We start from the raw sequence: 20,969 nt of genomic DNA, 5'->3' as shown, positions 1-20,969 counted from the left end.
GGTGCGGCGATCCGACTTGCCCGCGAAGAACGCTGGCGCGATCTGACCGATAGAGCGCGGCGTCTGATTTGCGAGCTCGCTCCCACCTGCAGATAACCTTAGGGAGCTTTTCATGACTCAGCTGCGCCGCGTCGCAATTATCGGCGGCAATCGTATTCCGTTCGCTCGTTCCAACGGTCCTTACGCCACTGCGAGTAACCAGGCGATGCTGACGGCAGCACTCGAAGGCTTGATCGAACGCTATAACCTGCACGGCCTGCGCATGGGCGAAGTGGCTGCTGGCGCGGTGCTCAAGCATTCGCGGGATTTCAACCTGACTCGTGAATGCGTGCTCGGCTCGCGGCTGTCACCGACCACCCCGGCCTATGACATTCAGCAAGCCTGCGGCACCGGCCTGGAAGCGGCGTTGCTGGTGGCGAACAAAATTGCCCTGGGGCAGATCGAGTGCGGCATCGCCGGCGGCGTCGATACCACTTCCGACGCGCCGATTGGGGTGAGTGAAGGGCTGCGCAGGATTCTGCTGCAGGTCAATCGCAGCAAGACCACCGGCGAAAAGCTGAAAACCCTGTTGCAGCTGCGGCCCCATCATCTCAAGCCTGAACTGCCGCGCAATGGCGAGCCGCGCACCGGTCTGTCCATGGGCGAGCATTGTGAGTCGATGGCGCAGACCTGGAACATTCCCCGCGCCGAGCAGGATCAACTGGCCCTGGAAAGTCATCAGAAAATGACTGCGGCGTATGCCGAGGGTTGGCAGAACGACTTAATGACGCCGTTCCTTGGCCTGACTCGCGACAACAACCTGCGCCCGGACCTGACCCTGGAAAAACTCGCATCGCTCAAGCCGGTGTTTGAACGTAGCGCGAAGGGCACGCTGACCGCAGGCAACTCGACACCGTTGACCGATGGTGCGGCGCTGGTGTTGTTGGGCAGTGAGGCGTGGGCCAAGGAGCGTGGCTTGCCGGTCCTCGCCTATCTGCGTGATGGCGAAGCGGCGGCAGTGGATTTCGTCAAAGGCGCGGAGGGGCTGTTGATGGCGCCGGTGTATGCGGTGTCGCGCCTGCTGGCACGCAATGGGCTGACGCTGCAGGACTTCGATTACTACGAAATTCACGAAGCCTTTGCTGCGCAGGTGTTATGCACTCTCAAGGCCTGGGAAGATCCGCAGTATTGCCAGACCCGCCTCGGCCTGGACGCGCCTTTGGGTTCCATCGATCGCACACGGCTGAATGTCAAAGGCAGTTCATTGGCCGCCGGGCATCCGTTTGCCGCCACCGGTGGGCGCATTGTCGCCAACCTCGCCAAGCTGCTGGACGCCGCGGGGCAGGGCAGAGGCTTGATCTCGATCTGTGCCGCCGGTGGTCAGGGAGTGACGGCGATTATCGAGCGCTGACCGCCGCTGCGCCTTGCAGCTCGGCGATCAGGTTATGACTCGACCTCGGTGTTTATTGCGGCGTTCAAGGGATTGTTCGGGGTTACCCCGGGGGAATTTTCAAACACTGACACCGCTAAAAGATCGCAGCCTGCGCCAGCTCCCACAGGAGAGCGCGATCGGCGTAGGAGCTGCCGCAGGCTGCGATCTCTTGATCTTGCCTCAGGTAGGGAATCTTCTCACCAGAACATCCAGCTCATTCGACAACCCCGCCAGGCTCCGGGAATCCAGCTGCGAAAATTGAGGCTGTTCGTACAAAATCCTATGAATGACCTGGTGCTGCGGTGTCGGAATCTGTCGGAAACAACCTGAAGTCCTGTCGCCGACAAACGCAGGACTCTCGGTTATGATTCCGGGCGGTCGATCGAAGTCGGCATTTTTGTCTGATTTATCTGGCAAATTGGGTGCTTCTGAAGTGTTCATAGGTCGGCAAGCTCTCCCCCCTGTGAGAGGATTGCCGTATAACGAGTGACATTCGCGTGTTTGGTAATAAAGGACCCACAATAAAAGCTGATGAAGACTCCAAAACGCATTGAACCCCTGATCGAGGACGGTCTGGTCGACGAGGTGCTGCGCCCACTCATGAGTGGTAAAGAAGCAGCTGTTTATGTGGTGCGCTGCGGCAACGAGTTACGTTGCGCGAAAGTTTACAAGGAGGCGAATAAACGAAGTTTCCGTCAGGCAGCCGAGTATCAGGAAGGCCGCAAAGTGCGCAACAGCCGACAGGCTCGAGCGATGGCCAAGGGCTCCAAGTTCGGCAAGAAAGAAACCGAAGACGCCTGGCAGAATGCTGAAGTGGCGGCTTTGTTCCGTCTGGCCGGGGCTGGCGTGCGAGTCCCCAAGCCGTACGACTTCCTTGAAGGCGTGCTGCTGATGGAACTGATCGCCGATGAATACGGCGACGCGGCGCCGCGTCTGAATGACGTGGTGCTCGATCAGGAGCAGGCGCTGGAGTACCACGCGTTCCTGATCCAGCAGATCGTACTGATGCTGTGTACCGGTCTGGTGCACGGCGATTTGTCCGAGTTCAACGTGCTGCTGACGCCGACCGGTCCGGTGATCATCGATCTGCCGCAAGCGGTGGACGCCGCGGGCAACAACCACGCGTTCAACATGCTGGAGCGGGATGTTGGCAACATGGCGTCGTATTTCGGGCGTTTTGCCCCGGAGTTGCGCTATACCAAGTACGCCAAGGAAATGTGGGCCTTGTACGAAGCCGGCACCTTGCATCCGGCCAGCGTATTGACCGGTGAGTTCGATGAGCCGGAAGAGCTGGCGGACGTCGGCGGCATCATGCGCGAGATCGAAGCCGCACGCCTCGATGAAGAGCGTCGGCAAGCAGTGCGCGCTGCTGACGATGCGCCACCCAGCAAAGCCGAAGAGCCGCCTCCACCCTGGATGCAGTGACAGGCTAAATAAAAATCCGGCCTCGGCCGGATTTTTTGTAGGTGGCGTTTGCTGGCGATTGTAGGCACAAGGCATTTCAGGCGAGGCACATTCTCCGTAGCAGCTGGCGAAGCCTGCGTTCGGCTGCGAAGCAGTCGTAAATCCTGCCTCCACGGTTAACCTGAAAAACTGCGGTGCCTGATTTTACGACCGCTGCATCCGGATGCGGCCCAGACCGAACGCAGCCTTCGGCAGCTGCTACGGGTCGTATAGCGGCTTCAGGCAGCCCCCTTCTCGCAACATCCCCCAGACGCCAGCTCCTTGAGGATCGGGCAGTCGGGTCGATGGTCGCCGTGACAGTGTTCGACCAGGTCCTGCAAGGTGTCACGCAGCTGCCCCAGTTCGCGGATCTTCAGGTTCAACTCCTCGATATGCTGGCGAGCCAGTGCCTTGACGTCGGCGCTGGCGCGCTGGCGATCCTGCCAGAGGGTCAGCAATTTGCCGACCTCTTCCAGAGAGAATCCCAAATCCCGTGAACGTTTGATAAAGGCCAGGGTGTGCAGATCGGCGTCGCTGTACACACGGTAGCCGCTGTCGGTGCGCTGAGCCGCCTTGAGCAGGCCGATCGATTCGTAATAGCGAATCATCTTCGCGCTCAGGCCGCTCTGCCGGGCTGCTTGACCGATGTTCATTCAGGTGTCTCCAGGTCTTTGGGTTTCCAGGTTTTCAACAGTAGCGCATTGCTCACCACGCTGACGCTGGACAAGGCCATCGCGGCGCCGGCCAACACCGGGTTGAGCAGGCCGAACGCAGCCAGCGGAATCCCGATCAGGTTATAGACGAAGGCCCAGAATAGATTCTGACGAATTTTCGCGTAGGTCTTGCGGCTGATCTCCAGCGCCGCCGGTACCAGTCGCGGGTCGCCTCGCATCAGAGTGATCCCGGCGGCCTGCATGGCGACGTCGGTGCCACCACCCATGGCGATGCCGATATCGGCCGCGGCGAGGGCCGGGGCGTCGTTGATGCCGTCGCCGACCATGGCCACCACCCCAGTCTTTTTCAGTTCGGCGACGGTGGCGGCTTTATCGGCCGGCAGCACCTCGGCGTGTACGTCGGTGATGCCCAATGCCTGGGCAACGACCCGGGCGCTGCCACGGTTGTCGCCGGTCAGCAGGTGGCTGCTGATGTGGCGTGCGTTGAGGGCTTGCACCGCTTGCAGGGCACCGGGCTTGAGGGTGTCGCCAAACGCAAACAGACCGAGCACCCGCGGTTGCGGGCTTTGCTCGATCAGCCAGGAGAGTGTCCGGCCTTCGGTCTCCCAGTCCTCAGCGGATTGTTTGAGGGCGCCGGGATTCAGGCCGCTTTCCTCCAGCAGGCGTCGATTGCCCAGCGCCAGTTGGCGGCCGTCCAGCGTGCCGGCAATGCCGCGACCGGTCAGGGACTGGCTGGCACTGACCTGCGCCACCGCTAGAGTGCGCGCCGTGCAGGCGTCCAGCACGGCTTTGGCCAGCGGGTGTTCGCTACCGCGTTGCAGGGCACCGGCCAGTTGCAGCAAGGTACTTTCGTTTCCGTCGAGGGCGCTCAGGTGGGCGATTTGCGGAGTGCCGGAGGTCAGGGTGCCGGTCTTGTCGAAGACCACTGCGCTGACTTCATGGGCGCGCTCCAGGGCTTCGGCGTCCTTGATCAAAATGCCGTGGCGGGCGGCCACGCCGGTCCCGGCCATGATCGCGGTAGGCGTTGCCAGGCCCAGGGCGCAAGGGCAGGCGATCACCAATACCGCCACGGCATTGATTACCGCGGTTTCCAGGGGCGCGCCATACAGCCACCAGCCGATCAGGGTCGCCAGTGCCAGCAGGAGGACGACGGGCACGAATACCTGACTGACTTTATCCACCAGCTTCTGGATCGGCGCCTTGCCGGCCTGGGCGTCTTCCACCAGGCGGATGATTCGCGCCAGCACGGTTTCCGCACCCAGGGCGAGGGTGCGTACCAATAGACGACCTTCGCCATTGATCGCACCGCCGGTGACTTTGTCGCCAGGCTGTTTCGGCACTGGCAAGCTTTCGCCGCTGATCAGCGCTTCATCGGCATGGCTCTGGCCTTCGAGGACTTCGCCGTCCACCGGGAAACGCTCGCCGGGTTTGACCATGACCAGATCATTGAGGCGCAAATCGCTGATCGCGACGTCCTGCTCGCGGCCGTCGATAACTTGTATCGCCCGTTCCGGGCGCAAGGCTTCAAGGGCGCGGATGGCGCTGGCAGTCTGGCGCTTGGCGCGGCTTTCCAGGTATTTACCGAGCAGCACCAAGGCGATGACCACTGCCGAGGCTTCGAAATACAGGTGCGGCATGCTCCCGGCAGTCGCCGTGGCCCACTGATAAAGACTCAAGCCATAACCAGCGCTGGTGCCCAGGGCCACCAGCAAGTCCATGTTCCCGGCACCGGCGCGAACCGCTTTCCAGGCAGCGACATAAAAGCGCGCACCAAAGATGAACTGCACCGGTGTCGCCAAGGCAAATTGCCCCCAGGCGGGAAGCATCCAGTGCAGGCCGAAGGGTTGTACCAGCATCGGCAACACCAGCGGCAGCGCCAGGATGATTGCCAGTACCAAGGCCCAGCGCTCGCGACGCAAACGCTGTTCTTGATCGGTGGCAGTCGATTGTTCGCTTTGCCACAGGCTGGCGCAATATCCGGCTTTACTGACGGCGGCGATCAAGGTCGCGGGGTCTACCTGGCCCAGCAATTGGAGGTGGGCTCGTTCGTTGGCCAGGTTGACGCTGACGCTTTCGACCCCGGCGGCTTTAGCCAGTGCACGCTCGACCCGACCGACGCAGGAGGCGCAGGTCATGCCGCCGATGCTCAATTCCAGGCTCTGGGCCGGAACGCTGTAACCGGCTTGTTGTACGGCGTGCATCAAGGCTTGCAGGCTACCGCTGGGCGCCTGGACGCGGGCCTGTTCAGTGGCCAGGTTGACGCTGACCGCACTGGCGCCGACGACCTTGCTCAAGGCGCGCTCGACCCGCCCGGCACAGCTGGCGCAGGTCATGCCGGCAATCGGCAGATCGAAGGTGATTGATTCGGACATGGGGGCTACTCCCTGTAGAAATTACCTACAGGATCAACCTTGCCATGCTGGCAAGGTCAAGCGGGTTTTTTGTCGACGCCAAACACAGAATCTGTGGTGAGGGGCTGCCCTAATGCCAGTCAGTTAAGCTTTTACGCGGTCCGTAGCAGCTGCCGAAGGCTGCGTTCGGCTGCGAAGCGGTCGTAAAATCAGGCACTGCGGTATTCCAGACAATCCGTGCAAGCAGGATTTGCGACTGCTGTGCAGCCGAACGCAGCCTTCGGCAGCTGCTACGGGGCCAGTGCTGAGCCTGAAACTCCTTAACTGACTGGCATTGGGGATTGCCCCCTTGCCACACTTGCCCAATACACCCAACTGCAGCCGAACCGCTCAATACCCCAGCCCCGCCCGTTTCAGGTACATCCCATCCTGGGTCATGGCAATGCGGTATTTCTGAACTTCACCGGCCTTGAGAGTGATGGTCTGCGAACCCGGCGCCAGCATGCCCGGCTGGCAGCCCGGCGCCTGGCCCGGCAACAGTTTGAGCCGTAGCGAAACAGTGCCCGGCGGCAAATTGAACGAGGTGCTCTGCTCCTGGAACAATCGGGCAGACAGCCGATCATGGATGTACACGCCGATTTCACAGGAGGTCGCGACTTCCAGGCGCTCGCGGGAAATAATCAGCACGCCGTAATCTTCGCCGGCGGCGCTGACGGCTTGCGCGACACCGAAGAGGCTGAGGATGCTGAATAGGCTAAAGGCTGACCAGCGCATGGGCTGAATCTCCTACTGTCGTGGCATGGATGACGCAGCTTGTCCGAGCAGGGCGCCGAATACCAGCCCGGCAGATCACTGCAGAACTTGACCTTGCCATGGTGACAAGGTCGAGGATGACCACATCCCTCATTCAAGGAGCAGCATCAATGCAAGTATTCACCGTCCAAGGCATGTCCTGTGGCCATTGCGTTCGGGCCATTACTCAAGCGGTACAGGCCAAGGATCCGGCGGCCAGCGTCCAGATCGATCTCGGTGCCAAAGAAGTGGGGATCGAGAGCCGGTTGTCGGCAGATGAAGTGATCAGCCTGATCAGCGAAGAGGGCTATGCAGTGAAGCTCGCCTGACTCTTTTTATTAGTTAGCGAGCTATCTGAATGTTCAAGGCATCCAGGCGCGGCTAGACTGTCGGACTGACGCGCAACCTGGATGCCAGATGAACCTCCGCACAATCATGATTCTCGGTGCCTTGAGCGCCTTCGGTCCGCTGGCGATCGACTTCTATTTGCCGGCCTTTCCGGCGATGGCCCTGGCCTTCGGCACCGATGAAAAACACATCCAGCTGACCCTTGCAGCTTATTTCCTTGGCCTGTCCATCGGGCAACTGGCCTATGGACCGGTGGCGGATCGCTTCGGGCGGCGGATTCCGCTGCTGGTCGGGGTCGCGTTGTTCACCCTGGCGTCCCTGGCGTGTGCCTTTGTACCCAGTCTCGATTGGCTGATCGGCGCCCGTTTCGTCCAGGCCTTGGGTGGCTGTGCGGGGATGGTGATTTCTCGAGCCGTGGTCAGTGACAAGTGTGATGCGGTAGCGTCAGCCAAAGTTTTCTCGCAATTGATGCTGGTGATGGGCCTGGCGCCGATCCTCGCGCCCATGCTGGGCGGTTTGTTGGTCAATCTTTATGGCTGGCAGTCGATCTTTATCATGCTGACCCTGTTCAGTGCCTTGTCGGGATTGGCAGTGGCCCTTGGGCTGCCGGAAAGCCTGCCGGCCAATCAGCCGCGCCAACCGTTGTCGGGTGCCTTGCGCCAATATGGCCGGTTGCTGGCAGACAAGGTCTTTCTCGGGCATGCCTTGACCGGCGGGATCGCGATTGCCGGGATGTTTGCCTATATCGCCGGTTCACCCTTTGTCTTCATCAAACTCTACGGGGTGCCGGCCGAGCACTTCGGCTGGCTGTTCGGCATTAACGCTGCGGGTTTTATTCTGGTGGCACAGATTAATGCGCGGATGCTCTCCAAACGCGGGCCGGCCTATTTGCTGGCGCGTACGGTGTGGATTTATCTGGCCGCCGGAGTGACCCTGCTGGGCGTCAGCGCCTTGCATACACCGCAGTTGTGGCCGCTGCTGGTGCCGCTGTTTATCTGCATTGCGAGTCTGGGCTGCATTATTCCCAATGCCTCGGCCTGCGCGATGAGCGGGCAAGGTGCCCGGGCGGGAAGTGCTTCGGCGATGCTGGGGTGTCTGCAATTCAGTGTCGCCGCCGGGGCGGCGTCACTGCTCGGGGTTCTGCATGATGGCAGCGCCATGCCGATGGCGATGGTGATCAGTCTGTGCGGGATACTTGCGGTGAGCGTGGCGATGGTCACCCGGCGCTTGCAAAACGCGCGGATCGCAGCGCAAGCGGTGGCCTGACTCAGCCAGCGGCTTGCTGCTGACGGTCGGGGAATCGATGGGGGGCTTGCAGTCGGGTCTCCAGGGTCTGGGCAAAGGCGCGGGCTTCGGCTTCACTGCGGAACGTCACCACATGTTGGTCGAGCCGGACCTGCCATCGATGGCCTGGAGATGTAGCCAGTTCTTTTATCAGGATCTTCATTGCTGACCTCCTCATGTAAAAGACACTATTGCAAAGGCCCCGAGTGTAGACCCCGAATGCCCCCGGAAATATGACAAGGGCCAAGTCTCTGACTGACGGTGTCATCCGCCTCCCACATCATTTGCGGATGACTCCCGTACAACTGCGGTTTAGAACCCTTCGAGTACTATTTTACCCTTGGATTTGCCATTTTCCAGCAGCTCGTGGGCACGCCGCAGGTTGGCCGCATTGATGCGGCCGGTGCGCAACTCAGTAAACCGGTGAACTTGTTGCGTGAAATGATCAAGTTACGGTGTGAGAAATTATCCAGTCAGAGCCCCGTCTTATTTGCGGCCGATCATTAACCGCCGCTAAATAGAGACAATTCTTTCAGGAACTATCACCCTCAAAGGTTTCCCTATGGCGGGAGCCCTTGGTTTTCGCGTTTATACTAGTGCTCGCCTATTTCTACCCCGTTGATTTCGGGTATGTGAATCGGTGTTTATATCGGTTGCACGGCACGTTGTCGGCGTTGAACCTAATGGATGGTTTCGAAGGAGTTGATCGCTTTAGTTTGTAACATCGCCCGGTTTTTGGCGGTTTTCACGTCTTGGCCGGTGATACATTACTGGCCATTATGTCTCAGCGCTGTAGACGAATGATTCAACAGGGAGTGAACACATGGAATATGCACCTTGCATCAGCCAGATTGCCACGCTGCTGGCGGACCCGAAGCGCAGTGCGATGATGTGGGCTTTGATGGATGGAACAGCCCGGCAATCCGAAGAGTTGGCGTTACTGGCAGGTTTGTCACCGGCTTCGGCCAGCGCGCACCTGGCGCGCTTGTCTGCCGGTGGGCTGTTGAAAGTCGAAGCGCGTGGGCGAAAGCGTTTTTTTCGCCTTGCCGCTCCCGAAATAGGTGCCGCAGTGGAAGCCTTGGCCAATGCTTCTATCGCCAGCGCGCCACGAGCCATACCAGACATATTCAGGCGCAACCTCGCCCCGACGAGAGCTCATACCCCTCCGTCCTCATTGCTCAAGGCGCGGATGTGTCATGACCATCTGGGCGGCGAGCTGGCGGCTGATCTGTATCAACGATTGCTGGATGCCGGGTGGATCGAGCAGACGCATCAACGCATCGACGTCACGAATAAAGGTGCAAGCCAGTTGGCAATCCGAGGTATTTTTATCCAGGCGCTCGCCCAACGGAATGCCCGGATTGCCTGTTCCTGCCCAGACTGGAGCGAGCGACGACCGCATTTGGGCGGAGCGCTGGGAGCCGGGTTGCTGCAGTTATTCATGCAGTCGGGCTGGCTGAACATCCCGGGCGAATCACGTGCCCTGCAGATTACCGCGCTCGGGCAACGTGAAATCGCCAGGTTCGCCAAGGCGACCGAGCTGGAAATGACCACCTGATGTCTGTCTGCAACGACGTCGGTGTCCTCGGGTTTCAAACGTCGTTTACAGGTTTCGGCCGGTCGCTGCCCTCGATGGCGGTCTTACGGCTTGACCAAGCGTGCATCCAGACTGTTCTGCGCCAGGCGTTTGGCCTGGTCCTGAGTCATGCCCAGATGGGTATGCAGTGCGTGGAAGTTCTCGGTGACGTAACCGCCGAAGTACGCCGGATCATCCGAGTTCACCGTGACCTTCACACCACGTTCGAGCATCTCGAGGATGTTGTGCTGTGACATGTCGTCGAATACGCAGAGCTTGGTATTGGACAGCGGGCAGACGGTCAGTGGAATCTGCTCATCGATAATCCGCTGCATCAGCCGCTCATCTTCGATGGCGCGCACACCATGATCAATGCGCTGGATCTTCAGCAGGTCGAGAGCTTGCCAAATGTACTCGGGCGGGCCTTCTTCACCGGCGTGGGCAACAGTCAGGAAACCTTCGTGACGGGCGCGATCGAACACGCGCTGGAACTTGCTCGGCGGGTGACCCATTTCGGAACTGTCGAGGCCGACGGCAACAAACGCATCGCGAAATGGCAGGGCCTGATCCAGGGTTTTCTCGGCTTGCGCTTCACTCAAATGCCGCAGGAAGCTGAGGATCAAACCACTGGTGATGCCCAGTTGCTGCTCGCCATCTTTCAGCGCGCTGGCGATACCGTTGAGCACGACTTCAAACGGTACTCCACGATCGGTATGGGTCTGCGGATCGAAGAACGGTTCGGTGTGAATCACGTTCTGCGCCTTGCAGCGCAACAGGTAAGCCCAAGTCAGATCATAGAAGTCCTGGGAGGTGCGCAGTACATCCGCGCCCTGGTAATACAGGTCGAGAAACTCTTGCAGGTTGTTGAAGGCGTAAGCCTTGCGCAGAGTTTCAACATCGTCCCACGGCAGGGCGATCTTGTTGCGTTCAGCCAAGGCGAACAGCAGCTCAGGCTCCAGTGAGCCTTCCAGGTGCAGGTGCAGTTCTGCTTTGGGCAGGGCATTCAGCCAGTCGTACATTTTATTGAATTCTCATCAGGTGCAATGACGGCATTCTACAGGTCGACGCTGAGATTTTTGCTAAAACCTGACCAGCCGGTTCATTACACCCTCGCCGGTTCTCGTCGATAAGCGTAGGTGTCGGCGCAGGTGGTGGTCGGATATTTCGCCGGGTGCTGCCTGCCACTGGTGCGCTAAGGTGTAACGAAACGTTAGCAACTCACCGCAGTCTGTAGCTCATCGTTTCCGATTCGCTTCATTCGGCAAAAGGCCAGCAATGCTCACCTTACTCAAGCAAGAGAAATTCCTGCTACTGGCGCTGCTCGCAGCATCTGCGGCTTTCCCATTGGAGCACTGGCTGCTGCACAGCGGCCAGCTGACGGCGCTGATTGGCGGGTTGGTGCTGGTGGCGTTTATCGTCTGCGCCTCGATGCGCGTCGCCCATCACGCGGAACTGTTGGCGGAAAAAGTCGGAGACCCCTACGGCACGATGATCCTGACCCTGGCCGCGGTGCTGGTCGAAGTGGTGATCCTGGCGATCATGATGAGCAACGAAGCCTCGGCGACCCTGGTGCGCGACACCATCTACTCAGCGGTGATGCTTGATATCAATGGCATCCTCGGTCTGGCGGCACTGATGGGCGGGATCAAACATGGCGAACAGTCCTACAACGATGACTCGGCGCGCACCTATAGCGTGATGATCCTGACCGCCATGGGTGTTTCCATGGTGGTCCCGGAGTTCATTCCCGAAGCGGACTGGAAGATTTACTCGGCGTTCACAATTGGCGCCATGGTGGTGCTTTACACCTTGTTTTTGCGGATGCAGGTCGGGCCCCATAGCTATTTCTTCAGCTACAGCTACCCGGAGAAACGTCGTAAGGGCGAACCTGCGCACGACACGCCTGCGATCAACCTCGGGCTATCCATCGCCACCTTGGTGTTCGGCGTGGTGGTGATCGGCGCATTGGCCGAAGTGATGTCGAAAACCCTCGACCTGGGGCTTGAAGGTACTGGCGCGCCACCGGTGATGACGGCGATTCTGGTGGCGGCGATTTCCGCGGCGCCAGAGATCCTTACCGCATTACGCGCGGCCTTGGCCAACCGCATGCAGTCGGTGGTCAATATCGCCTTGGGCGCTTCATTGTCGACGGTGATCCTCACGGTGCCGGTCATGGAAGCCATGGCCCTCTACACCGGCCAGCCTTTCCAGATGGCCATGACCCCGGTGCAGACGGTCATGGTGTTCATTACCCTGATCGTCAGCGCAATCAACCTCAACGATGGCGAAACCAATGCCATCGAAGGGATGACCCACTTTGTGTTGTTTGCGACATTCGTCATGTTGTCGTTGCTGGGGCTTTAAGACCTGCACTAAATCACCGCCGCTCCCACATTAGGTTGGTATCGTGTCAGACGCCGCTGATCAGTTGTCTCGCCGCCTGGCTGTGATCGGCAATCAACCCCTTCAGATCCAGCCCCTCAACCTGCCCGTCGATCACTCGCCATTTACCGGCGACCATCACCCGGTCCGCCCGGTCCGCGCCACACAACAGTAGCGCCGACAACGGATCATGACTGCCGGAAAAGCGCAGCTCATCGAGTTTGAACAGTGCCAGATCCGCCTGCTTGCCCACTGCCAGCTCGCCGATATCGCTGCGCCCGAGCAGTTGCGCCGAACCGCGGGTGGCCCAGCTCAGCACCAGCTCCGGGGTGATCTTTTGCGCGCCATAACGCAGGCGCTGCAAGTACAGCGCCTGGCGGGTTTCGAGGATCATGTTCGACGCATCGTTGGAGGCCGAGCCATCCACACCGAGACCCAACGGCGCGCCCGCTGCGATCAGGTCCAGGGTCGGGCAGATGCCTGAAGCCAGACGCATATTCGAGCTCGGGCAATGGCAGATGCCGGTGCCGGCCGCGCCCAGGCGAGCGATTTCATCCGGGTTGAAATGAATGCCATGGGCCAGCCAGGTACGTGGTCCGAGCCAGCCGACGCTGTCCAGATAATCCACGGTGCGCAGGCCGAAACGTTGCAGGCAGAAGTCTTCTTCGTCGAGGGTTTCGGCGAGGTGGGTGTGCAGGCGCACGTCAAGTGTGTTGGCCAGTGCAGCGCTGGCCGCCATGATTTCCGGGGTTACGGAAAATGGCGAGCAGGGCGCCAGGGCAATCTGGATTTGCGCGCCATCACCGCGTTCATGGTATTCGGCGATCAGGCGCTGGCTGTCGGCGAGAATCACTTCACCCTGCTGCACGGTCTGTTGCGGTGGCAGCCCGCCGTCTGCTTCGCCCAGGCTCATCGATCCACGGGTGAGCATCGCGCGCATGCCCAGTTCGCGCACGCTCTGGACCTGCACATCAATGGCGTTTTCCAGGCCTTCGGGAAACAGGTAATGGTGATCGGCCGCCGTGGTGCAGCCAGACAACAGCAACTCGGCCAGAGCGACTTTGCTCGCCAGTGCCAGTTTCTCCGGGGTCAGTCGTGCCCAGACCGGATACAGGGTTTTCAGCCAGGGGAACAACGGCTGATTGACCACCGGCGCCCAGGCGCGGGTCAGGGTTTGATAGAAGTGGTGGTGGGTATTGATCAGCCCGGGAAGGATCACATGCTCGCAAGCATCGAAGACTTGTCCACAGGGTACGGCGGGTTGTTGCCCGGCACCGAGCACTTCGACGATCAAACCGTCTTGCAGCACCAGGCCGCCACGGGCGTCGAGCGCGTTGGCAGTGAAAATGGCCAGGGGGGTTTTTAACCAGATACGGGTCGCAGGCATTGGCCGGCTCCTGAAGAAGATTGGGTTCAGGTTCGCCAGCTCAGTGTTGCCCTGTCTGCTGATCCAGGGTCGCCGGGGAGGGCGAGGTTTGGAGTTTACTCAGATTCCGGATTTGATGCGATAGCTTCAAATAGTTGCGTGAGGCCTAAAAGATCGCAGCCTGCGGCAGCTCCTACGGATTGTGTTTACACGCGGATACCAAAAAAGATCGCGGTCGGCGTAGGAGCTGCCGCAGGCTGCGATCTTGGCGATCTTGGTGTCCTTTCAATCACCCCTTACCAGGGAATCGTCTCGCCTCGGTAGTTCACAAAATGATGCCCACCCTTGCCCGCATAAGCATTCACCTGCTCGATCAACCCCTGGGTGCTGGTGTCGACATCGATGTCCGCGCCTTCACCGCCCATGTCGGTTTTCACCCAGCCCGGGTGCAGCGACAGCACAGTCAGTTTCTGCTCGCCCAGTTGCGTGACGAAGCTGTTGGTCATGGAGTTCAGCGCCGCCTTGCTGGCCTTGTACAGCGCCAGCTCCGGGGCGTCGGGCATGGTCACGCTGCCGAGCACCGAGCTCATGAACGCCAGCACACCACTGTCCGGGCGCATCTGCCCGGCGAAGCGCTGGGCCAGATTGATCGGGGCCACGGCGTTGGTGAAGAACAACTGGCCGACTTCGGCGAGGGTGGCGTTGCCGGGTGTCTGATCATCCGGACCTTTGACTCCGGCGTTGACGAACAGCAAGTCGAACACCTGGTCTTTAAGGCGTTGGCTCAGGGCGATCACGGCGTGCTGATCATCCATGTCCAGTTGTTCGATCCGGACCTTGCCCAGTGCCTGCAAGGCCTCGGCTTTCTGCGTGTTGCGCACGGTAGCGGTGACTTGCCAGCCGTCAGCCAGCAAACGTTTCACCAGCCCGAGGCCCAAACCTCGGGAGGCGCCGATGATGAGTGCGTTTTTTGCAGTGTTCATAAACGGGTTCCTTGAGAAAAGAGGATCACGGTCTTAATGGACAACTCTGGCTGAGCCGTAGCTGCAACTCCAGGCGCAGCTCGCCGCGTTCGGCAATGCAGTTTTACCATCTCGGCGGTTTTCCTGTTCTTCGAATTGGCGTGGGGAGTTGCACAATTGTTGCCTGGTCGGCAGTCATCGCGAGCAATCGAGCGTCGACCGGTTGCGCCCACAGGGATTGCGCAATCCTCGTGGGAGCAGCCGGTCGATTGCTCGATTCTGGTCCCTTTGCGGGCACCACTTCAGGGCACGCCTGTGGATAACGTTACCGGCTTTGCCCTTTCTGCTGATCAAAAAATGAGCAGCCAGCCGCGAGCTATGCTGCCTATGCAACTGGGCCAGCCTTGCACGGCTTATCCACAGGTTGCTCCACAGTATTTGTGCGCAAGCCAAAAGGCCGGGTATAAGCACTCGCGGGCTTTCTTCTAAAGGTGATATACCGCTCTAACTGATTGTTTTGCAGCGGGATTAACCCTGGCGACAGGCAATTGGGCAAAAAATGAACAGTGCCCGCAAAGCCACGTCGCAGAAGGGTTCCAGGGGAATGTACTCAGGTTATCCACAGTCGGGTGCACAGTAGATGTGGGCAAGTCCAGGCGGCGGCAGGTATGCCGATTGCACCAAAAAAACCGCAGCGCGATCCATTGCAGGAGCTGGCGCAGCCTGCGATCTTTTGATTTTGTTCTTACCCTGATGGGGACTCTACCGTTGCAATAAAATCCGCCCACGACTCAGATCGGCCAGTTGGCTTTGCAAGGTATCAATCTGCGCTTCAGCGACTGCCAGCAGTAACTCCACGCCATTGGCGGTGAAGCTTTCCTCCAGCATCAAGCCCCCGAGTTCGGTCACCCGCAGTTTGACCAGTGCCAATTCGTTAAAACCACAGGCGCAACTCAGCGGCACCCGAGTGATCAGCGCAACCCGTTCGGCACCTTGCAAGCATTTGTTGGCACTGCCGCCGTAGGCCCGGGCGAGGCCGCCGGTGCCTAGCTGGATGCCGCCGTACCAACGAGTCACCACGACCGCGACCTGGTCGCAATCCTGGGCTTCGATGGCCGCCAGAATCGGTCGTCCGGCCGTGCCGCCAGGTTCGCCGTCGTCACTGCTGCGGTATTGATCAGCGAGTTTCCAGGCCCAGCAATTGTGCGAGGCGTTCAGGTCGCTGTGTTGCTCGATGAATGTTTGAGCTTCGGCTGAGCTGCTGATCGGGGCTGCGAGGGCGATGAAGCGGCTTCTGCGAATTTCTTCGCGATATTCGCAAAGGCCGGTGAGGGTAAAAGGCATGCGCTGGGATCTTTTAAAGGGTTGGCTTGAGGCCGCAGCCCTTGAGAATGATCTGGATCAGATTGTTGCTGGCATCGTCCATGTCCTGCCTGGTCAGTTTGTTGCGGCCGGTCACACGGCAGATCTGCGTGGCGAAGTCGGCGTAGTGCTGGGTACTGCCCCACAACAGAAAGATCAGGTGCACCGGATCGACCGGGTCCATCTTGCCGGCATCGATCCAGGCCTGGAACACGCCTGCCCGACCCTGGAACCAAGTGCGATAGTCCTGGCTGAAATGCTCGCTCAGGCACTCACCGCCGCTGATGATTTCCATGGCGAAGATCCGCGAGGCCTGTGGCTGGCGGCGGGAGAATTCCATCTTGGCGCGGATATAGCGGCTGAGCGCTTCGGCCGGATCGTCTTCGGCGGTCAGGGTGTTGAAGGTGCTGTCCCACAACTCGAGGATGTTGCGCAACACCGCCACATACAGCCCGAGCTTGTTGGTGAAGTAGTAATGCAGATTGGCTTTGGGCAGCCCGGCATTCTGCGCAATGGTGTTCATGCTGGTGCCTTTGAACCCGTGACGAGCGAACTCGTCTTCAGCGGCCTTGATGATTGCCTCTTCGTTCTTTTGACGAATTCGGCTGACAGGCTTGGCGGTGTGAGCGCCGGCGTGGGCTGGGACTTCAAGGGTCATGGAGGTTTCCGAGCAGTTCTGTGGGTGCAAGCAATGCGTTGATAGCGCACCCACAAGAATCAGACAAGCCTTGTCACTATAAAAGATCGGTTTTACCGGGTGGCCGCCAGGCTTTCGAGGAAGCTTTCCAGCACCAGATGAGGGCGCCGGCCCTTGCGGGTGACCGACGCCAGGCTCAGGTCGTAGAAGCGCGCCATGGGTTTCAGGGCCCGCAGTCGACCTTGCTGCACCCAGAGGCTGGCGTAATGATCCGGCAGATAACCGATGTAGCGCCCGGTCAGGATCAGAAACGCCATGCCTTCGCGGTCCGATGCGCTGGCGGTGCAATTGAGCGCCTGGTAATGCGCCTGGATCTCGGCCGGCAAGCGGAAGGTCGGCGCGATGGCGTCCTGACTGTTGAGACGCTCATCGTCCAGTTGTTTGTCATCGACATAAAACAGCGGATGACCGACCGCGCAGTAGAGCAACGAACGCTCGCTGTACAGCGGTTGATACTCCAGGCCCGAGAGCGCGCTGGCTTGTGGCACCACACCGACATGCAAGCGGCCGTCGAGTACCCCTTGTTCCACCTCGTTGGGGGCAATCATGCGGATCTGAATCTGCACGTCCGGCCCGCGCTCCTTCAATTGCGCCAAGGCATGGGTGATGCGCATGTGGGGCAGGGTGACCAGGTTGTCGGTCAGGCCGATGGTCAACTCGCCCCGCAGGTGCTGGTGCAGGCCGTTGACCTCGGTGCGAAAACTTTCCAGTGCACTTAATAGCTGCAAGGCCGATTGATAGACTTCGCGGCCTTCCTCGGTCAGGGAGAATCCGGCACGGCCGCGCTGGCACAGGCGTAGCCCGAGACGCTGCTCAAGGTCGCTCATTTGCTGGCTGATGGCCGAGCGGCCGATCCCCAATACGCTTTCCGCCGCGGAGAAGCCGCCACATTCGACTACGCTGCGAAAGATGCGCAGCAAGCGGATATCAAAGTCACTGACTTGTGCCAGCGGATCGGGGCGACGACTACTCATAGTTTAGTGGCGGCCTGACTGAAGATTAGAAGAGTTGGATTTCACAGACTTTATCCCCGTGGCAATTTAGCTGCAAGAACACTTTTGATCCCTACGCTGCCTTTTTGCCTTGCGAGGTTTTGCTCATGAACTTGCCCGATAACGCTCCGGTCTCCCTGGCCAGTCAACTCAAGCTCGACGCCCACTGGATGCCGTACACCGCCAACCGCAACTTCCAGCGCGACCCGCGTTTGATCGTTGCCGCAGAAGGCAGCTACCTGATCGACGACAAGGGCCGCAAGGTCTATGACTCGTTGTCGGGTCTGTGGACTTGCGGCGCCGGGCATACCCGCAAGGAAATCCAGGAAGCGGTTTCCAGGCAATTGGGCACCCTCGATTACTCGCCGGGCTTCCAGTACGGTCACCCGCTGTCGTTCCAGCTGGCGGAAAAAATCACCGAGCTGACTCCGGGCAACCTGAATCACGTGTTCTTCACCGACTCCGGTTCCGAGTGTGCGGACACCGCGGTGAAAATGGTGCGTGCCTACTGGCGTCTGAAAGGTCAGTCGACCAAGACCAAAATGATCGGTCGGGCTCGTGGTTATCACGGTGTGAACATCGCTGGCACCAGCCTGGGCGGCGTCAACGGCAACCGCAAAATGTTCGGTCAGGCGATGATGGATGTCGACCACCTGCCGCACACCTTGCTGGCCAGCAACGCTTACTCCCGTGGCATGCCGGAGCAGGGCGGTATCGCCTTGGCCGATGAGCTGCTGAAACTGATTGAGTTGCACGATGCGTCGAACATCGCCGCGGTGTTCGTCGAGCCAATGGCCGGTTCCGCCGGTGTATTGGTTCCGCCTCAGGGTTACCTCAAGCGTCTGCGGGAAATTTGTGATCAGCACAGCATCCTGCTGGTGTTCGATGAAGTGATCACCGGCTTCGGTCGGACCGGTTCGATGTTCGGTGCCGACAGCTTCGGCGTGACCCCGGACCTGATGTGCATCGCCAAGCAAGTCACCAACGGCGCAATTCCGATGGGCGCGGTGATTGCCAGCTCCGAGATCTATCAGACCTTCATGAATCAAGCGACGCCGGAATATGCAGTGGAATTCCCCCACGGCTACACCTACTCGGCGCATCCGGTGGCCTGCGCGGCCGGTTTGGCTGCACTGGATCTGCTGCAGAAGGAAAACCTGGTGCAGAGCGTGGCTGAAGTCGCGCCGCATTTCGAGAATGCCTTGCATGGCTTGAAGGGCACCAAGAACGTCATCGACATCCGTAACTACGGCCTGGCCGGCGCAATCCAGATCGCCGGGCGTGACGGTGACGCCATCGTGCGTCCTTTCGAAGCCGGGATGGCTTTGTGGAAGGCCGGTTTCTACGTGCGCTTCGGCGGCGACACCCTGCAGTTCGGCCCAACCTTCAATAGCAAGCCGCAGGATCTTGATCGCCTGTTCGACGCGGTCGGCGAAGTGCTGAACAAGATCGATTGATTCGACCTTCTATATAGAACGAACAACAGGTGCGCAGCGATGCGCGCCTGTGGACAACTTTTCAGGAGCCACGCATGAGCCTTATCCCGCATTTGATCAACGGTGAACTGGTGACCGACAACGGTCGCAGCGCTGACGTGTACAACCCGTCCACCGGCCAGCCGATTCACAAAGTACCTTTGGCCAGCCGCGAAACCGTGCAAAAAGCCATCGACTCGGCCAAGGCGGCGTTCCCGGCCTGGCGCAATACCCCACCGGCCAAGCGCGCCCAGGTGATGTTCCGCTTCAAGCAATTGCTGGAGCAGAACGAAGGGCGTATCGCTCAGCTGATCAGCGAAGAGCATGGCAAGACCCTGGAAGACGCCACTGGCGAGTTGAAGCGCGGTATCGAAAACGTCGAGTACGCGTGCTCGGCTCCGGAAATCCTCAAGGGCGAGTACAGCCGTAACGTCGGCCCGAACATCGATGCCTGGTCCGACTTCCAGCCGTTGGGCGTGGTTGCCGGTATTACCCCGTTCAACTTCCCGGCCATGGTGCCGCTGTGGATGTATCCACTGGCGATCGTTTGCGGCAACTGTTTCATCCTCAAGCCTTCGGAGCGTGATCCGAGCTCGACTTTGCTGATCGCCCAACTGCTGCAAGAAGCCGGATTGCCCAAAGGTGTTCTGAGCGTGGTGCACGGTGACAAGGGCGCAGTCGATGCGCTGATCGAAGCACCGGAAGTCAAAGCCTTGAGCTTTGTCGGTTCGACGCCGATTGCCGAATACATCTATTGCGAAGCCACCAAGCGCGGCAAGCGTGTGCAGGCCTTGGGTGGCGCGAAGAACCATGCGGTGCTGATGCCGGATGCGGATCTGGATAACGCAGTCAGTGCGTTGATGGGCGCGGCGTACGGTTCATGCGGTGAGCGTTGCATGGCGATCTCGGTGGCGGTGTGTGTTGGCGACCAGGTGGCGGATGCGCTGATCAGCAAACTGGTGCCACAGATCAAGGCGCTGAAAATCGGTGCCGGGACTACCTGCGGCCTGGACATGGGGCCATTGGTTTCCGGTCAGGCTCGCGACAAAGTCAGTGGCTATATAGAAGACGGCGTCTCTTCCGGTGCCGAGCTGGTGGTGGATGGTCGCGGCTTGAGCGTAGCGGGCCATGAAGAGGGCTTCTTCCTCGGCGGCTGCCTGTTCGATCGCGTCACGCCAGAGATGCGCATCTATAAAGAAGAGATCTTCGGCCCGGTGCTGTGCATCGTGCGGGTCAATAGCCTGGAGGAGGCCATGCAACTGATCAACGATCACGAGTACGGCAACGGCACCTGCATCTTTACCCGTGACGGTGAAGCGGCGCGGTTGTTCTGCGACGAGATTGAAGTCGGCATGGTCGGCGTCAACGTACCGCTGCCGGTTCCGGTGGCGTACCACAGCTTTGGCGGTTGGAAGCGTTCACTGTTTGGTGACCTGCATGCCTACGGCCCGGACGGTGTGCGTTTCTATACCCGCCGCAAAGCAATTACCCAGCGCTGGCCGCAACGTGCCAGCCACGAAGCTTCGCAGTTCGCATTCCCTAGCTTGTAGGTAGAAGGGCAAAAGGCCGGCCTTCAGGGTCGGCCTTTTGCATTTCGGGGGCTGTTTTGGCTTATATGACAGAATTGTTAAATTAAGTGTTGACGGCAGATCCTGGAAGTCTATAATTCGCCCCACTTCCGGCGCAGTCGAAACGGAAAACTCCTTGGAAAACAAAGAGTTACGCAGTTTTCGACAGTGGGTTGCTTCAGTTCATCGAGGCCCAGAAGGAGTTGATAAGGTCGTGTTGTTTGGCCCTATTAATGATTCGATCCACTCGGTCGAAAGCGGTGTAAAACAGGTGTTGACAGCAGCG

The 20,969-nt window shown here is 59.6% G+C and carries 18 protein-coding genes and 3 pseudogenes; 10 read left to right on the top strand and 11 right to left on the bottom strand.

Annotation, left to right across the window (positions count from 1 at the left end):
• Positions 1-112 precede the first annotated feature (112 nt).
• The 3 genes and pseudogenes from F8N21_RS25720 (at position 113) to F8N21_RS25710 (ending at position 2,836) form a co-directional block, all read left to right on the top strand.
• On the top strand, positions 113-1,390 hold the full coding sequence (locus F8N21_RS25720; RefSeq protein WP_150644805.1) for an acetyl-CoA C-acetyltransferase: 1,278 nt from the start codon (positions 113-115) through the stop codon (positions 1,388-1,390).
• A gap of 15 nt (positions 1,391-1,405) precedes the next feature.
• Positions 1,406-1,486, top strand: a pseudogene (locus tag F8N21_RS31540) (AraC family transcriptional regulator); the annotation flags it as partial.
• A gap of 456 nt (positions 1,487-1,942) precedes the next feature.
• The gene (locus F8N21_RS25710) at positions 1,943-2,836 is read left to right on the top strand and encodes a PA4780 family RIO1-like protein kinase (protein ID WP_150644804.1); all 894 of its coding nucleotides are present in this window, start codon (positions 1,943-1,945) and stop codon (positions 2,834-2,836) included.
• A 257-nt stretch (positions 2,837-3,093) separates the two neighbouring features.
• Here the strand turns inward: F8N21_RS25710 and cueR are convergent, their stop codons facing one another.
• The 3 genes from cueR to F8N21_RS25695 form a co-directional block, all read right to left on the bottom strand.
• Complete coding sequence (gene cueR, locus F8N21_RS25705; protein ID WP_150644803.1) at positions 3,094-3,507, bottom strand: Cu(I)-responsive transcriptional regulator; 414 nt, start codon at positions 3,505-3,507, stop codon at positions 3,094-3,096.
• Complete coding sequence (locus F8N21_RS25700) at positions 3,504-5,900, bottom strand: heavy metal translocating P-type ATPase (RefSeq protein WP_150644802.1); 2,397 nt, start codon at positions 5,898-5,900, stop codon at positions 3,504-3,506. The genes cueR and F8N21_RS25700 overlap by 4 nt, the downstream gene beginning before the upstream one ends.
• Positions 5,901-6,269: 369 nt before the next feature.
• Positions 6,270-6,653 carry a hypothetical protein gene (locus F8N21_RS25695; protein ID WP_150644801.1) on the bottom strand — a complete coding sequence of 128 codons (384 nt, stop codon included), beginning with the start codon at positions 6,651-6,653 and terminating at the stop codon, positions 6,270-6,272.
• Positions 6,654-6,802: 149 nt separating this feature from the next.
• Between F8N21_RS25695 and F8N21_RS25690 the strand changes: the two genes are divergently transcribed.
• Together F8N21_RS25690 and F8N21_RS25685 are read left to right on the top strand one after the other, a co-directional pair.
• Positions 6,803-7,000, top strand: coding sequence for a heavy-metal-associated domain-containing protein (locus F8N21_RS25690; RefSeq protein WP_150644800.1), 198 nt, complete (start codon positions 6,803-6,805; stop codon positions 6,998-7,000).
• A gap of 88 nt (positions 7,001-7,088) precedes the next feature.
• Positions 7,089-8,285 carry a multidrug effflux MFS transporter gene (locus tag F8N21_RS25685; RefSeq protein WP_150644799.1) on the top strand — a complete coding sequence of 399 codons (1,197 nt, stop codon included), beginning with the start codon at positions 7,089-7,091 and terminating at the stop codon, positions 8,283-8,285.
• Position 8,286: 1 nt separating this feature from the next.
• Here the strand turns inward: F8N21_RS25685 and F8N21_RS25680 are convergent, their stop codons facing one another.
• The gene (locus F8N21_RS25680; protein ID WP_150644798.1) at positions 8,287-8,466 is read right to left on the bottom strand and encodes a hypothetical protein; all 180 of its coding nucleotides are present in this window, start codon (positions 8,464-8,466) and stop codon (positions 8,287-8,289) included.
• Positions 8,467-8,615: 149 nt separating this feature from the next.
• A pseudogene (locus F8N21_RS31145) lies at positions 8,616-8,705 on the bottom strand (hypothetical protein); the annotation flags it as partial.
• Between the two features lie 3 nt (positions 8,706-8,708).
• On the opposite strand from F8N21_RS31145, the pseudogene F8N21_RS31140 reads away from it, so the two are divergent.
• Together F8N21_RS31140 and F8N21_RS25670 are read left to right on the top strand one after the other, a co-directional pair.
• Positions 8,709-8,810 (top strand): annotated as a pseudogene (locus tag F8N21_RS31140) (LysR family transcriptional regulator); the annotation flags it as partial.
• Positions 8,811-9,126: 316 nt separating this feature from the next.
• Positions 9,127-9,861, top strand: coding sequence for an ArsR/SmtB family transcription factor (locus F8N21_RS25670; protein WP_150644797.1), 735 nt, complete (start codon positions 9,127-9,129; stop codon positions 9,859-9,861).
• Between the two features lie 83 nt (positions 9,862-9,944).
• On the opposite strand, the gene F8N21_RS25665 is transcribed toward F8N21_RS25670, so the two are convergent.
• Positions 9,945-10,898, bottom strand: a complete 954-nt coding sequence (locus F8N21_RS25665; RefSeq protein WP_150644796.1) for an adenosine deaminase — start codon at positions 10,896-10,898, stop codon at positions 9,945-9,947.
• Positions 10,899-11,154: 256 nt separating this feature from the next.
• Between F8N21_RS25665 and F8N21_RS25660 the strand changes: the two genes are divergently transcribed.
• Positions 11,155-12,243 carry a calcium:proton antiporter gene (locus F8N21_RS25660; RefSeq protein ID WP_150644795.1) on the top strand — a complete coding sequence of 363 codons (1,089 nt, stop codon included), beginning with the start codon at positions 11,155-11,157 and terminating at the stop codon, positions 12,241-12,243.
• 46 nt (positions 12,244-12,289) lie between these two features.
• Here F8N21_RS25660 and F8N21_RS25655 read toward each other — a convergent pair whose 3' ends face one another.
• From F8N21_RS25655 to F8N21_RS25635, 5 genes are all read right to left on the bottom strand, one after another.
• Entirely contained in the window at positions 12,290-13,648 is a 1,359-nt protein-coding gene (locus tag F8N21_RS25655; RefSeq protein ID WP_150644794.1) for an 8-oxoguanine deaminase, read from the bottom strand.
• A 275-nt stretch (positions 13,649-13,923) separates the two neighbouring features.
• Positions 13,924-14,610 (bottom strand): SDR family oxidoreductase, encoded by a 687-nt coding sequence (locus F8N21_RS25650; protein WP_150644793.1) that lies wholly within the window; start codon positions 14,608-14,610, stop codon positions 13,924-13,926.
• A 741-nt stretch (positions 14,611-15,351) separates the two neighbouring features.
• Positions 15,352-15,933 (bottom strand): IMPACT family protein, encoded by a 582-nt coding sequence (locus F8N21_RS25645; protein ID WP_150644792.1) that lies wholly within the window; start codon positions 15,931-15,933, stop codon positions 15,352-15,354.
• Positions 15,934-15,946: 13 nt separating this feature from the next.
• Entirely contained in the window at positions 15,947-16,609 is a 663-nt protein-coding gene (locus tag F8N21_RS25640; protein WP_150644791.1) for a TetR/AcrR family transcriptional regulator, read from the bottom strand.
• 92 nt (positions 16,610-16,701) lie between these two features.
• Positions 16,702-17,622 carry a LysR family transcriptional regulator gene (locus F8N21_RS25635; RefSeq protein WP_095632334.1) on the bottom strand — a complete coding sequence of 307 codons (921 nt, stop codon included), beginning with the start codon at positions 17,620-17,622 and terminating at the stop codon, positions 16,702-16,704.
• A 125-nt stretch (positions 17,623-17,747) separates the two neighbouring features.
• Here F8N21_RS25635 and F8N21_RS25630 point away from each other — a divergent pair, with 125 nt between their 5' ends.
• Together F8N21_RS25630 and F8N21_RS25625 are read left to right on the top strand one after the other, a co-directional pair.
• On the top strand, positions 17,748-19,097 hold the full coding sequence (locus F8N21_RS25630) for an aspartate aminotransferase family protein (RefSeq protein ID WP_150644790.1): 1,350 nt from the start codon (positions 17,748-17,750) through the stop codon (positions 19,095-19,097).
• Positions 19,098-19,171: 74 nt separating this feature from the next.
• On the top strand, positions 19,172-20,665 hold the full coding sequence (locus tag F8N21_RS25625; protein ID WP_150644789.1) for a CoA-acylating methylmalonate-semialdehyde dehydrogenase: 1,494 nt from the start codon (positions 19,172-19,174) through the stop codon (positions 20,663-20,665).
• Positions 20,666-20,969: the final 304 nt, after the last annotated feature.

It is taken from the genome of Pseudomonas fluorescens, assembly GCF_902497895.1.
Classification (GTDB): domain Bacteria; phylum Pseudomonadota; class Gammaproteobacteria; order Pseudomonadales; family Pseudomonadaceae; genus Aquipseudomonas; species Aquipseudomonas fluorescens_BP.
Note: the sequence above shows the minus strand (reverse complement) of the source record. Positions and strands in the feature narration are given on the sequence as shown.